Source organism: Lentzea indica, assembly GCF_012184385.1.
Lineage (GTDB): Bacteria > Actinomycetota > Actinomycetes > Mycobacteriales > Pseudonocardiaceae > Lentzea > Lentzea indica.
Genome location: NZ_VSRL01000254.1, coordinates 1 through 12,567, shown reverse-complemented (window position 1 = coordinate 12,567; position 12,567 = coordinate 1). Strand labels below are relative to the sequence as shown.

Here is a 12,567-nt window from a genome sequence, read left to right as displayed (position 1 = left end):
CCCGGACGCAGACCCTGGCGCGCCGCCACCGTTCCGCCCGGCTATCGCGGGCTCTGGCCGGGACACGGCCGCGGTCTGCGCGACCTACGAGCCGGGAGCAGCCGTGCCCCGCGTGCGAATCGACCCGCGGATGCCTGCCGAGGACCCGCTTTCCCTGACCGCCCAACGAACCTCACGCGGCACACCGCTCGCCGACCACGTGCTGGTCGCGCCCGGCTTCGGTGCGCTGGTCGAGGTGATGCCCGGTGCGGACGCGCCGGCGGGGACGTTCGTGGTCGTCACTGATCAGGGGCGTGCGCATCCGCTGGAGAGTGCGGAAGTCGCGGAGTGGCTCGGGTATGGCGGGGTGAAGCCGGTGCGGGTGCCCGCCGCTCTGGTGGCTCGGTTGCCGCAGGGGAGCGGGCTTGGGCATCGCGGTGCGCTCAGTCGCGGGTGAGGTGACTTGGGTGTCGCAGGGTGGCGGGTTCGGGCCACCCTGCGGCACCTCAGTTCTGGGTGGGGTGGCAGGGGTGTTGGAGGGCACCGGGTTCGGGCATCGCGGCGCGCTCAGTCGCGGGTGAGCTGGCTGGGGTGGCGGGGTGGGGAGTTGCGCGTGCTCAGCCGCGCGTGAGCGAGCTGGATGTCGCAGAGCACACCAGGCTCAGCCGCTGCGCCGCCTCACTCGCCGGTGAGGCGGCGCGGTGTTGAGGGGCTCCGGGGTAACGCGGCGTGCTCAACCACGGGCCAGGAATCTGGATGTCGCAGGGCACCGTGAGTCGGCGCGCCGCGTTCAGCCACGGGCGAGGGAACTGGATGTCGCAGGCCCCCAAGCTCACCCGCCCCACCGCACTCACCCGCGAGTGAACAGCGAGTCCTCATCAGGCAGCTCATCCCAGGCAGGCTCAGCGGAAACAGCATCCGCTCGCCGCGGCCGCCAACCCTCCCGGCGGCCACGGCGCAACACCAGCGCGAGCAGCAGTACCAGCGCCGCCACCCCGATCACCGTCCCTGCCGTGAGACGGGTGTGCCAGGTCGTCCGAGTCCACCAGGCCGCCTCCCGGACCTGTTCGGGATCCGCTGGTGGGACTTCCACGTCCGGCAACGTCAAAGGCGAGGCGGGCGACAGTCCTTCGGTCACCGCGCGGTACGGGTTCACCAGTCCCGCGCCGTAGGCGGCGCCCTCCCCGCCGGGCGCCGGGCTCGCCGTCGCCATGATCCGGTTCGCAACTTCGCGGGCGTTGAGCCCCGGCCACGCCGAACGCACCAGCGCCGCGGTGGCGGAGACGAACGCGGCCGCGAAGCTGGTGCCGTTCTGGTAGTGGTGGCCGCCTGCGCGGGTCGCGGTGGTCACGCCGACGCCCGGCGCGACGACGTCGACCTGCGCGCCGATCCGTGACGCGGGCATCCTCATTCCGGCCGGATCGACCGCGCCGACGCCGAGCACCCCGTCGTATCCGGCGGGAAACGTTGCGGGGCCGGGGTTTTCGCCGTCCTGGGTGTTGCCGGCGGCGGCGATCACGAGTGCGTCCTTCGACTGCGCGTGCGCGATCGCGTCCCGCACGTACTGGTTGTCCGTGCTGCCCGCGACCGACAGGTTGATCACCTTGGCGCCGTGGTCGGCCGCGTACCAGATGCCGCGGGCGAGCACGACCGGGTCGAGTGCCGATGGCGCGCCCTGTTCGGTGACATCGCGGTCTGTGACGCGCACCGGCAGGATCTTCGCGTCCGGCGCGAGCCCGGCGAAGCCGGTGCCGTCGACGGGATCCGCGGCGATGATGCTCGCGACGCCGGTGCCGTGTGAGACGCAGTCGAAGTTGCCAGGCAGATCACCGACCAGGTAGAAGTCCTGTCCCGCCAGCACCTTGCCCTGCGCGCGCAGCTGCGGGTGGTCGGAGTCCACACCGGAGTCGACCACGGCGACCAGCACACCGGCGCCTTTGCTGTGCGGCCACACGGTTTTCGGCATCAGCGTGCGCTGTGCCCACGGCAGGTCGGTGATCGGCGGCCTGGCCGGCGTCGGGTTGTGACACGCACCCGCCGGTGGCGCGGCCGCTGCTTGAGGGCACGTCATGGTCGCCGCGACGACGAGCGCGCCGATCCTCTTCATCATGGTGTGATCGTGGGTGCCGCGACGAGCCCGTTCGAGTGCACTGGCAGGAAGAGGTCAGTGCGGCGCTGCGGGCTCGTGACGGCCATAGCTTGATCTCATGCCGATCTCCGCACCGTCTCGACGAGCCGGGTGCCTGCTGCTCGCCTTCTCCTTGGCCGCATGCGGGACCACGGCCACGGGTGGCGCGCCTGCACCCGCGATGACGACCACGACCGTTTCTCCAGCCTCGCCGACGTTGACCGCGGCCGATGGCGTGAACTACGCGGCCTGTGCGGACGGCACCTGTGAGGTGACCGTCCCCGGCCCGGTCGACATCGCGGTGCAGGGCCACACCCTCTCCGTGACGGAGGTGACCGCCGACGGCATCACTTTCACCGTCGCCCAAGGCGGATACCGGTTCACCGCCACGCCCAAGGCGTCCTGCGGCAACGTTTATCTCTTCTACCTGAGCGCGACCAGCGGCAGCATGACCGGGGGAACCTGCGGCGATCCGGCGACGCCGCCCACCGCGGTGCCGGGAGCGCTCGCCGTGCAGCTCGCGGCGGTGAGTGGCGGCGTTGCCCTGCTGAGGATGGTGGCGTGATGGCCGCGCCCAGCCAGGACAAGGGCCGCGTGGCAGCGGCCCGGTTGCGTGAGATCGCGGGGCCGGAACTGTACCGGCGCAACCCGTTCCGCGTCGTGGGGCTGGCCACCGACGCCAAGCCCGCACAGGTGCGCGCGCAGCGCCATCTGCTGCTCGGTGCACTCGACCTCGGCGGCACGATCCCCGGCGACCGGCGCTTGCCGTTGCCGTCGCCACCTTCGGCTCAGGAGGTGCGCGCGGCGTTCGACGCACTGGAACGTCCTGACCACCGCCTGGTGGACGAGCTGTTCTGGTGGTGGGGCGAACCCGGTGCCTGTGGCTGCGCGCCGGAGGTGCACGAGGTGCACGACATCGCGGTCGAGGCACACGCGAAGGCACTCGACAACAAGACTGACGACGACCTGTGGATCGACGCGGCGGACGCGTGGATGGACGCCTTGGACGACCCGAGGTTCTTCGACCACGTGCGGCACCGCATGAAGGCGTTGTCGGACCGCAGGATGAGCGAGTCCACAGTGGAGGGTCTGCGGAACGCTCTGCCGAAGGCGTTGCTCGCGCCGCAGGTCGCGCTCGCTCCCTCCAGGCCGAGGCTCGCCACCCTGTTGGACACGTGGGACGTGCCCGCCGTGCTCCTCGACGACGCGCACCGGTCCGCTGCCGAGCCGACGACAGCGCGGATCGACGCACTGGTGCGCGAGGTGAACTCGTTGCTGAACGACGGGTCCACGCGTGCGGCCGCCCAGCGGGCCGACGAGCTGCCGAGGCTCGCGAACCTGCTGGAGACACTGGCGCCGCACGAGCGGTACCGGTGGTCGGCCAAGGACCGCAACAGGGTCGCCGTGATGCTGAACAACTGCGGGCTCGCGCTGCGCGACAGCGACCAGACGAAGGCGAGTGACCTCCTCGAACTCGCGCTGTCGTTCGTCGTCGAGCAGCGAGACCGGGAGATCATCCAAGACAACATGGCGCTGCCGTCGTCTTCGTGGCAGTTCGAGGTGATCCAGCTGGTGCGCGAGGGCAACAAGGCGTCGGCGATCCAGACGCTTCGCCAGTTGCAGCTGCGGATCACGGATCCGGTGCAGCGTGCCCAGATCGACGCGATGCTGAACGAGCTGGCCGGTCGGCCGGCGAAGCCGTCGCGCTGGCCGGCGAACCTGGTGTTGTTCGTCGCGTTCGTCGCGATGGTGACGATCTGCGTGGTCGGTGCTCTCGGCGGATCGATGTTCGCGTCGATCGCCGCGACGATCGTGCTCTCCTGGGTTCCGTTCGTCGTCATTGGCGCGCGGTGGTACCAGTCGATGATGAGTGGGGTCGTGTCCTTCATCACCGGCTGTGTCGCGTTCGTCGTCGGCTGGCGGGCGCTCGCCTCACTTCCTTCGGACGTACTGGAGCCGTTCTGGGGATCCGCGCTGGCCTTCGTGGTGGTGTCGCCGTTCGCGTACGGAGTGTCCCTGATGATCGCTGATTGGCGGAACCGCTGATGAACAGGTGGACGACGTGGCGCGGCCAACGGCGCTACCACAGGGAGTTCCGGATCGCCGCTCCTCAATGGCCGGACCCGGTCTCGCTGACCGGACTGATCGAACAGCAGCTCTCAAGTCTGTCCGCAAAGGACACAACGGACGCGAAGCCGGCGTTGGACGAGAAGGAACTCGCTGATGCCGCAACGAACCTCTGGCGCGCACAACGCAGGCTGACGCGCCTCGCCGAGGAGGACTCGCGCGAGGCCAAGCGGGTCGGCAGGTATCTGCAGGCGACCCAGCGGGCGCTGGACGAGGCGGGCCTGATGATCCAGGACCACGACGGCACCGAGTTCTACCCGGGGCTGTCGCTGGAGGTGATGGCGTTGCAGCAGGACCCGGCGCTGCGGCACGACACGGTGCTGGAGACCGTCCGCCCCTCCGTCTACCTGGCGGGCAGGCGCATTCAGATGGGACAGGTCATCGTCGGCCGCCCCGACAGCACAATGGAGGTTACCGGTGCGTGACACCATCGACTTCGGCATCGACCTGGGCACCACCAACAGCGCCATCGCGGTTGTCCGCGACGGCAGCGCGTCGGTGATCAAGAACAACGAGAACTGGGACTTCACGCCGTCCGCTGTCTGGATTCCCAAGCAAGGCGTCACGTACGTCGGTCGCCGTGCACGAGACTTCGTCGCGGCCGACCCGGCCAACGCGCACGCCGAGTTCAAGCAGGAGATGGGTCTCGACGGTGCGGCCCGGTTCTTCCGCGACGCGGGCATTCCCCTGACGCCGCAGCAGCTTTCGGCGGAGGTGCTGAAGTCGTTGCGGGCCGACGCCCAGCACGCGCTCGGTGAGCCGCCACAGGCAGCGGTGATCACCGTGCCCGCCGCGTTCCGCCTGCACCAGAACAACGCGACGGGTGAGGCCGCCGCTCTCGCGGGGTTCGGCAACTGCCCACTGGTGCAGGAGCCGACGGCGGCCGCGTTCGCCTTCGGGTTCCAGAACGAGAGCACCGACGCCTGTTGGATGGTGTTCGACTTCGGTGGCGGCACGTTCGACTCGGCGTTGGTCACCACGCACGAGGGAGAACTGCGGGTGCTCGATCACGCGGGCGACCCGCACCTCGGCGGCAAGCTGATCGACTGGGCGATCGTGGAACGGCTGCTCGTTCCCGCGGTCGAAGCCGAGCTGGGACTGCGTGACCTGCGCAGGGACAACCCGGTGTGGCAGCGCACCTTCGGCGTGCTCAAGGCCGCGGCGGAGGACGCCAAGATCGAGTTGTCGCGCACCACCAGCACCAACCTGATGATCGAGCTCGACGTCGGTGGCGGCGACCGGCGCATGTTCGAACACACGCTGCGGCGGGACGACATCGATCGCCTCGCCGAGCCTTTCTACCTGCGCGCAATCAACCTGTGCCGCGAGGCACTGACGAAAGCCGGGCTCGGCCCCGCCGACGTCGACAAGCTGCTGCTGGTCGGCGGCACCACTCTCTCGCCGACGTTGCGTGAACGCCTGGCAGATCCCGTTGAGGGACTGGGCATCGAGCTGGACCACAGCCAGGATCCGACCACCGTCGTCGCGAGGGGTGCGGCGGTGTTCGCGAGCACGGTGCCGCTGGACCGGCCGAAGGCACGACCCGTGGAGGGTGAGTTCAGCGTCGACCTGAGGTATCCGCGCAACACGAGCCTGACCCTCGTGCCGGTGCAGGGACGTTTCGAGAGCACGACCGCGCAGGACTGGACACGGTTGCACGTGGTGCTGGACAACCAGAACGGCATGCCACCGTTCCGCACGCCGCAGGTCAGCTTGGACGCGCAGGGCACGTTCGTCACCGAGGTGCGGGTGGACGAGCGGGCGACGTCGACGTTCGACGTGCTGCTGGTCGACCACAACGGCATGCGGCGCAAGGTGAACCCAGCGACCGTGTCGATCACCCACGTGCTGAACGAGCTGGGTGGCCAGGTGCTCACCAACTCGCTCGGACTGTCCGAAGCGGACGGAACCTTCACTCCCATCCTGCACAAGGGCGCGAGGCTGCCCGCCATGGCGCGAAGCACCTTCTACACGACGATCGCCTTGCATCGCACGGATTCCGACGCCGTCATTCGCATTCCGCTCGTTGAGGGCGAGCGGGCGAGGGCCGACCGCAACCTGCGCATCGGCCTGATCGAGATCAGGCCGAAGGACGTCCGCATCGACCTGCCTGGCGACAGCGAGGTGGAGATCACCATCGAGGTGGACGAGTCGCGCCGGGTGACCGTGGTCGCCGACGTGCCGCTGGTGGACGAGCAGTTCGAGGCCGAGATCGACCTTTCCCGCGTGCAGCCGCCTGTCGCCGCAGACCTCGAACGCGAGCTGCGTGAGGTGCACGGCAGGCTGGCCGCGTTGCGGGACAACCGGCGCGTGTCGGCCGTGGCCCGTCGCAAGCTCGACCGGCTGGAAGGTGAGCAGGTGCTGGACACCGCCCGCGACGAGGTCCGCGCGGCGGCCACCGATCCCGGCAGCGCGGCGGCGGCCGATCACCGGCTGCGTGACATCCAGGCCGTGCTGGACGAGATCGAGGAGGAGGACCAGCTGAACAGTCTGCTGGCGGAGCTGGACGACGAGATCAGGCAGTGCAAGGACCTGCTGGACCGCAAGGGGGCGGCCGACGACCTGCTCGAGCTCGCGGACATCGAACGCAGGGCCGCCGACGTGCGCCGCAACCCCGACAGCGCCACCGTCGACGAGCTGATCGGACGCGCTGTCCACCTGTCGACGTCGGTGATGAGGCGCGACGAGACGTTCGACATCGCGCTCTTCCACCACTTCCGGGAGAACATGGCCAGGCTGAGCCAGCCGATGCGGGCCCGAGCCCTGATCACCGAAGGCAACATGGCGATCGCCCAGCAGAACTGGCGGTTGCTGCCCGAGATCAACCACGAGCTGCGCAAGCTGTGGCCCGTCGGCGAACCGGAGCGCTCGCCGGGTGGCGTCCGCAGCCAGAACGGACGGCAACGATGATCACCGCACAGGTGCGCGGGTTCGACCGGGCTCGCGCCGCCGAGCTGGCACGGGCGGGCGAGCACGACGCGGCCGTGCGCATCCTGGACGGCCTCGGCCGCGATCCGGACACCCTCGACCTGCTGGCCAGGGTCCACGCCCAGCGCGGCGACTTCGCAGCGGCGGCCGAGGTGTGGTCGGAAGTCCTGGCCCAGGACCCGACGAACCCGTCCGCACTGGCGGGCACGAAACTCATCACCGCGATCACCGAAGGCAAGCGCCGAGCTCGACCGCTGCCGCTGGCTGTCATCGGCTCGACGGCTGTCGTGGTCGCGGCACTCGCCGGCGTGCTGATGGCCCAGCAGCAGACACCGGCGCCACCACCACTTCCGACCGCCGCGCCACCTTCACCCGCGACGCAGTCCGCCGCGGTGACGCCGGACCCGCGTGAGGCGGCTCTCCGCTCGCTCATGACCGAACTGGCCGGCGCGGACGTCCGGCTGGAGCAGCACGACGACGGAGTTCGCGTTGTCTTCCAGCGGGGCATGTTCCTGCCCGACAGCACCGAGCTCAGCCAGGAAGGACGCGGGCAACTGGAGCGCTGGGGCAGGCTGTTGCGAGGCAAGGAAGTGCGGGTGACCGTGCTCGGCCACGGCGTCGTCGTACCCGGCGGCCCGACGACCGGCGGCTCGGCGACCGCGCTGGCCAGAGCAGCGGCCGCCGTCGAGGTGCTGGCGGACGCGGGCGAACAGCCGGCCACCACCTTCGCAGCCCGGTCGGCGGATCAGACGGAAGCACCGCACGCGGACGGGAACCCGGCCGTCAACCGGACGGTGAGTCTGCTGGTGGAGCCGCGTTAGTTCGCGTGTGACGGGTACGAGAGAAATAGTGCGGTACAGCGAAAAGCCTGGGCAAAGGTCAGCCGATTTCCTTGTCGTCACCCGGTGCAGCGCGGTTTTCTCTTGGCACAGCAGGAAAACATGCGAATCCGGTGAAGGAGATGGCGTATGTCCGAGCAGCAGAAGAAGAACGAGCCTGAGGTCGCTGAGGTCGACGAGGAGTCGATGGACGAGGTGTCCGGTGGTCTGCCCAACGGCTCCATGACGACGCAGAACGGCCAGGGCACCAGCTACGACGGGCTCTTCTGATGAGCGTGCCGCGGCAGCTTTCCGAGCAGTTGGACGTCAACGACTTCTGATCTGAAAGGAAGGCCATGAGCGAGAACAAGGACCAGCCCGAGGTCGCCGAGGTCGACGACGAGTCGATGGACGAGGTGTCCGGTGGTCTGCCCAACGGCGCCATCACGACGCAGAACGGCGAAGGCTCAGGTTACGGCGGTATCAGCGCGTGACCGAGGCGTAGCAGCTTCTGCGCGAGCTCGAACGTCAACGACTTCTGATCGGGAAGGAAAGCCATGAGCGAGAACAAGAACCAGCCCGAGGTCGCCGAGGTCGACGACGAGTCGATGGACGAGGTGTCCGGCGGTCTGCCCAACGGCGGGGAGTTCACGATCAACGGCGAAGGTTCGAATTACACCAGCATCGAGGACTGACCGCGCACGCGGACGGAACCGTCAAGGGTTCCTGAGCGTGTGTGACGACTCGAGCCGGATCCGGGTGACCCACGCGGTGATGTGAGCCCTGGTCGGCAGGTCGAGCTTGGCCCGGACGTTCTCCAGGTGACTGGCGACCGTCCGGGCCGAGACCCCTTGTCTGGCCGCGATCTCGCGGTTGGTCAACCCGTCGGCCACCAGCCCCGCCACCTCCCACTCGCGGGGTGTGAGCACCGACGGTGAGTCCTGGTCCTCCAGTGCGCACGTGATCGCCTGGTCGACCGTCAACCCGGCACCGTCGGCGAGCAGGGCGTCGGCGGTGGCCGGGGACAACTCGGCGCAGGCGGTGGACAACGCGGACGCGCACTGGCCGGACCACCACGGTTCGCCGACCCAGCCGACCGCGTCCCGCGCGGCCATGGCTGAGGCGAGCAGCCGCACGGCCCGTTGCGGCCGGCTGAGGAGGACCGCGGCGACTCCCATGCCCTCCAGCGCGTCGACACGTGCCATGTCATTGCCCGCGGTCAATGCGACGGTGAAGTGTGCTGTGGCACGGTCGGGATCACCTTGTTGCAACGCGATAGCACCCGCTGTGTGCACCAGATCCCCGAGAACGGCGTTCGCAGGATCACCCTCCAGCAACGACAGTCCCTCGTCGACTGTCACCCTGGCGTCGTCGAGATGTCCGCGCAGCAGCAGGTTCCACGCCAAATGCGACAGAGCTTCGGCCAGGGCGTGCGGCTGTCCGAGCTCCCGTGCGCTGACACGAGCTGGGGCAGCAGCACGTTCATCGCCGCCTGGTCGCCGAGTCGTCCGCAGGCGAAGGTCAGCCCCTGCACCGCCCAGTGCTTCGCCCACGGCGCACCACACTCCTCGGCGAGTGCGACCGCCTGCTCGCCGAATTCGCGCGCGGAGGCGTACTCGCCGTCGCCGACCATGTGATCGCACAGCTCGACCAGCAGGACCACGCGGCCCATCGCCGAGCGCTGGCGGATGAGCGCGTTCTCCAGCAGCTCGAGGGAACTCTGGAACGACAACTGCTGTCTCCGCACTCTGGTGAGCGCTGACAAGAGGTTCGCGTAACGCTCGTCGTCGGTGGGCGTGGCGAGCGGGACCGCGAACTCGAGGTTGTGCCGGTGCTGGCGGCGCTTGATCCGCCGTTCCTCCCGCGTCATGCCGACCGGAGGTGGCAGGACCGCGAACAGCACGAGCCGGTCCACCAGCCGGTCGACCGCGGCCGTCCACTCGTCGCATCGCGTCAGTTGAGCATGACCGAACATCCGCAACGATTCGAGCACGCGCAGCCGTTGACCGTTGGCGACGACCAGCGACTTGGCCACCAGACCGGTCAGCACCGTCCACAGTGTACGGTCGGGGAGTTCGAGGTCGGAGCACACCGCGGCGGCGTCCTGGCGTTCGAAGGAGTCGGCGAAGACGGTGAGCCTGCGGAACACCGCCTGCTCGGTGTCCGACAGCAGGTCGTAGCTCCACTCGATCGCCGCGTGCAGGCTCTGGTGCCTGGTGGGCGCGGTGCGCGGGCCACCCGACAGCAGCGCCAGCCGTTCGTCCAGGCACGCCAGCAGTTCCTCGGGCGGCAGCATGGCGACCTGGCGCGCCGCGAGCTCGATCGCGAGCGGCAGTCCGTCGAGGCGCAGACACAGATCGGCCACCGCGGCGGCCTGCTCGTCGGTCAGTCCGAAGCCGGGCACGGCGGCCTGCGCTCGTTCCGTGAACAACCGGACCGCCGGATCGACCGGCAAGGACGCCACCGCGAACACCTGCTCGCCGGGCACGCCCAGCTGTTCCCTGCTGGTGGCGAGCACTCGCAGGCCGTCGCTCACCGCCAGCAATCGAGACACGAGTCGTGCGCACGCATCGACGACGTGTTCGCAGTTGTCCAGTACGAGCAGGCAGGGCCCGCTCCGGCAGGCTTCGGCGATCATCTCGCCGGCCTCCCCGCCGAGCGCGGCGGCGACGGCCGCGTCCACGTGGCCGCCGTCGGACAGAGGCGCCAGCTCTACCCACCACACATCGCGGAACGTCTCGCCGGTGCGGTGCACGAACTCGCCGGTGAGCCGGGTCTTGCCGATCCCGCCGGTGCCGGTCAGCGTGACCACGCGTGCACGGGACATCAGCCGCCGCAGGTCGGAGAGTTCGCGTTGCCTGCCGACGAACTCGTCCACGAACGGCGCGGGCAACGTGAGTCGCCGGGGCGAGGGCTGCCCGGCTCGCGCGAGCACGGCACGGCCCGACGCGAACTGGCTGTGCAGCGTCGTCGCGGCCATCCGCAACTCGCTCGCCAGGATCCGCCACGAGACGCCACTGTCACGCGCCTCGGACACCGCGTCCCGGAGTGCGGACGCTCCGACGCGCTGAAGCTCGGCCAGTGCCGCGGCGCGCTGTGTCTCGTCGCACGCTGCTTCGGCACGCGTGACCAGGTGTCGTAACGACGCGAGATGGCTCTCCCGCATTCCACCTCCTTTGAATCCATGGCAAGTCTGTCACGAAATTGATTCCCACCAGGAGTACGTCTCACTTGGGTACTTGGTTCAACGTGGCTCCGGTCACCCCCGCGGTTAATCCGGTCGTATTTCCTGATTGCGTGTCCGGATCTTGAACGGCCGCCCTTCAGTGACCACGTCGTCTCAGCTGGCAGCACTGATGAGCTGGGCGTATCCCCTGGGTGCGTCGTTCTTGCACACCCTGCCGATTTCCGTCGAATCGGATTCATGTTTTCGTGGCGGGGAATTGCCAGGAAAGGTGACATGATGCGGGATGCGGAACATCTGATCGACCGGGAACGTGAGAAAGAGTCGATCGAAGGTTTACTGACGGCCGCGGTTTCTGGTACAGGCAGTCTGCTGACCGTGTGCGGCGCGGCGGGCACGGGGAAGACCGCGCTGATCGACCACGCGACCGACCTCGCCACCACGCGGGACATGACGGTGCTGCGGGTGCGCGGCAGCTTCGCCGAGGTCGACGCGCCCTTCGGGCTGGCGCAACGGTTGTTCGAGCCGCGGCTCGAACTGGGCGCGCTGTCCCGTGAGGGGCTGAACGAGGCGTTGACCGGACTGGCCGCGGCCGGCACGGTGCTGGTGGCCGTCGACGACGTGCAGTGGGCGGACGAGCCGTCATTGCGCTGGCTCGCCTCGTTGCCACCGCGCATCGAGCACCACGGCATCGCCATGCTCGTCAGCGTGTGTGCGGGAGATCCGCCCACCGACTCGGAACTGCTGGACGACCTGCTCGAGAGCAGCGCGGACGAGCTCCGGCCCTGCGAGCTCGGCCCGGCAGCCGCGGCGGCGTTGCTCGGCGGCGATCCGGATCGTGCCTCGACCTGCTGGGAACTCACCGCGGGCAACCCCGCGCTGCTGACCAGGCTCGCCGCTGAACTGTCCACTGAGGACACCGACCCGCTCCAGGTCGAGGTCCCCCTGGTCGCCCGCACCGTCCACGTGTGGCTGCGCAGGGTGTCGGACCGGGCCGTCGCGATCGCGCGGGCCGTGGCGGTGCTGGGTTCACACGCGACGCTGGACCGGGTCGCCGACATCACCGGTGTCGAGCTGCCAGAAGTCGCCGACGTCGTGGCCGCCGTGGAGCGCAAGGGATTGCTGCGAACGGCGGACGGCATGGTGGACTTCGCACAGCCGCTGGTGCGCGTCACGGTCACGCGGGAGCTGTCGTTCGCGGCACTGCGACGCGTGCACGGCCAGGCCGCACGCCTGCTGCACGAGAGCGGAGCGCCGGACGAGAGCATCGCGGAGCACCTGCTCGCATCGGGACCGGTGACTTCGGAGTGGGCCGTCGGCGTGCTTCGGTCGGCGGCGGCTTCGGCACTGGAGCGCGGTTGCCCGGAACTGGCCGTCACCTGGCTCCGGCACGCGGCAGCCGG

13 protein-coding genes are annotated in these 12,567 nt (G+C 69.3%); 10 read left to right on the top strand and 3 right to left on the bottom strand.

Translation table 11 applies throughout. The annotated features are described in order from the left end of the window. A partial coding sequence (locus FXN61_RS40150; RefSeq protein WP_188136005.1) for a type VII secretion protein EccB occupies positions 1 to 436 on the top strand: 436 nt, incomplete at its 5' end. Between the two features lie 393 nt (positions 437 to 829). Here FXN61_RS40150 and mycP read toward each other — a convergent pair. Beyond that, a complete protein-coding gene (mycP, locus tag FXN61_RS40145; RefSeq protein WP_167979120.1) occupies positions 830 to 2,089 on the bottom strand; it encodes a type VII secretion-associated serine protease mycosin in 1,260 nt (419 codons plus the stop codon). 97 nt (positions 2,090 to 2,186) lie between these two features. Here mycP and FXN61_RS40140 point away from each other — a divergent pair, with 97 nt between their 5' ends. The 8 genes from FXN61_RS40140 (at position 2,187) to FXN61_RS40105 (ending at position 8,675) form a co-directional block, all read left to right on the top strand. After that, positions 2,187 to 2,672: a hypothetical protein gene (locus FXN61_RS40140; protein ID WP_167979119.1), complete on the top strand. Its 486-nt coding sequence runs from the start codon at positions 2,187 to 2,189 to the stop codon at positions 2,670 to 2,672. Continuing rightward, on the top strand, positions 2,672 to 4,153 hold the full coding sequence (locus tag FXN61_RS40135; RefSeq protein ID WP_167979118.1) for a DMT family transporter: 1,482 nt from the start codon (positions 2,672 to 2,674) through the stop codon (positions 4,151 to 4,153). The genes FXN61_RS40140 and FXN61_RS40135 overlap by 1 nt, the downstream gene beginning before the upstream one ends. Beyond that, positions 4,153 to 4,659, top strand: coding sequence for a hypothetical protein (locus tag FXN61_RS40130; protein WP_167979117.1), 507 nt, complete (start codon positions 4,153 to 4,155; stop codon positions 4,657 to 4,659). Before FXN61_RS40135 ends, FXN61_RS40130 begins: the two co-directional genes overlap by 1 nt. Beyond that, on the top strand, positions 4,652 to 7,144 hold the full coding sequence (locus FXN61_RS40125) for an Hsp70 family protein (protein ID WP_167979116.1): 2,493 nt from the start codon (positions 4,652 to 4,654) through the stop codon (positions 7,142 to 7,144). Before FXN61_RS40130 ends, FXN61_RS40125 begins: the two co-directional genes overlap by 8 nt. After that, positions 7,141 to 7,983 carry a tetratricopeptide repeat protein gene (locus FXN61_RS40120; protein ID WP_167979115.1) on the top strand — a complete coding sequence of 281 codons (843 nt, stop codon included), beginning with the start codon at positions 7,141 to 7,143 and terminating at the stop codon, positions 7,981 to 7,983. Before FXN61_RS40125 ends, FXN61_RS40120 begins: the two co-directional genes overlap by 4 nt. 147 nt (positions 7,984 to 8,130) lie before the next feature. After that, complete coding sequence (locus FXN61_RS40115; RefSeq protein WP_167979114.1) at positions 8,131 to 8,271, top strand: hypothetical protein; 141 nt, start codon at positions 8,131 to 8,133, stop codon at positions 8,269 to 8,271. A 65-nt stretch (positions 8,272 to 8,336) separates the two neighbouring features. Beyond that, on the top strand, positions 8,337 to 8,474 hold the full coding sequence (locus FXN61_RS40110; RefSeq protein ID WP_167979113.1) for a hypothetical protein: 138 nt from the start codon (positions 8,337 to 8,339) through the stop codon (positions 8,472 to 8,474). Between the two features lie 63 nt (positions 8,475 to 8,537). Next, on the top strand, positions 8,538 to 8,675 hold the full coding sequence (locus tag FXN61_RS40105) for a hypothetical protein (RefSeq protein WP_167979112.1): 138 nt from the start codon (positions 8,538 to 8,540) through the stop codon (positions 8,673 to 8,675). Positions 8,676 to 8,696: 21 nt separating this feature from the next. Here FXN61_RS40105 and FXN61_RS55945 read toward each other — a convergent pair whose 3' ends face one another. Together FXN61_RS55945 and FXN61_RS40095 are read right to left on the bottom strand one after the other, a co-directional pair. Then, positions 8,697 to 9,341, bottom strand: a complete 645-nt coding sequence (locus FXN61_RS55945; RefSeq protein ID WP_167979111.1) for a helix-turn-helix transcriptional regulator — start codon at positions 9,339 to 9,341, stop codon at positions 8,697 to 8,699. Further along, positions 9,338 to 11,146 carry an ATP-binding protein gene (locus FXN61_RS40095; RefSeq protein ID WP_167979110.1) on the bottom strand — a complete coding sequence of 603 codons (1,809 nt, stop codon included), beginning with the start codon at positions 11,144 to 11,146 and terminating at the stop codon, positions 9,338 to 9,340. Before FXN61_RS40095 ends, FXN61_RS55945 begins: the two co-directional genes overlap by 4 nt. 294 nt (positions 11,147 to 11,440) lie before the next feature. On the opposite strand from FXN61_RS40095, the gene FXN61_RS40090 reads away from it, so the two are divergent. Further along, on the top strand, positions 11,441 to 12,567 hold a 1,127-nt coding region (locus tag FXN61_RS40090), incomplete at its 3' end, for an AAA family ATPase (protein ID WP_167979109.1).

Excerpts from the sequence above, each read along its gene's own strand:
- FXN61_RS40105 (WP_167979112.1), top strand. The coding sequence starts at position 8,538 with ATGAGCGAGAACAAGAACCAGCCCGAGGTCGCCGAGGTCGACGACGAG.
- mycP (WP_167979120.1), bottom strand. The coding sequence starts at position 2,089 with ATGATGAAGAGGATCGGCGCGCTCGTCGTCGCGGCGACCATGACGTGC.
- FXN61_RS40115 (WP_167979114.1), top strand. The coding sequence starts at position 8,131 with ATGTCCGAGCAGCAGAAGAAGAACGAGCCTGAGGTCGCTGAGGTCGAC.
- FXN61_RS40120 (WP_167979115.1), top strand. The coding sequence starts at position 7,141 with ATGATCACCGCACAGGTGCGCGGGTTCGACCGGGCTCGCGCCGCCGAG.
- FXN61_RS40140 (WP_167979119.1), top strand. The coding sequence starts at position 2,187 with ATGCCGATCTCCGCACCGTCTCGACGAGCCGGGTGCCTGCTGCTCGCC.
- FXN61_RS40130 (WP_167979117.1), top strand. The coding sequence starts at position 4,153 with ATGAACAGGTGGACGACGTGGCGCGGCCAACGGCGCTACCACAGGGAG.
- FXN61_RS40110 (WP_167979113.1), top strand. The coding sequence starts at position 8,337 with ATGAGCGAGAACAAGGACCAGCCCGAGGTCGCCGAGGTCGACGACGAG.
- FXN61_RS40095 (WP_167979110.1), bottom strand. The coding sequence starts at position 11,146 with ATGCGGGAGAGCCATCTCGCGTCGTTACGACACCTGGTCACGCGTGCC.
- FXN61_RS40135 (WP_167979118.1), top strand. The coding sequence starts at position 2,672 with ATGGCCGCGCCCAGCCAGGACAAGGGCCGCGTGGCAGCGGCCCGGTTG.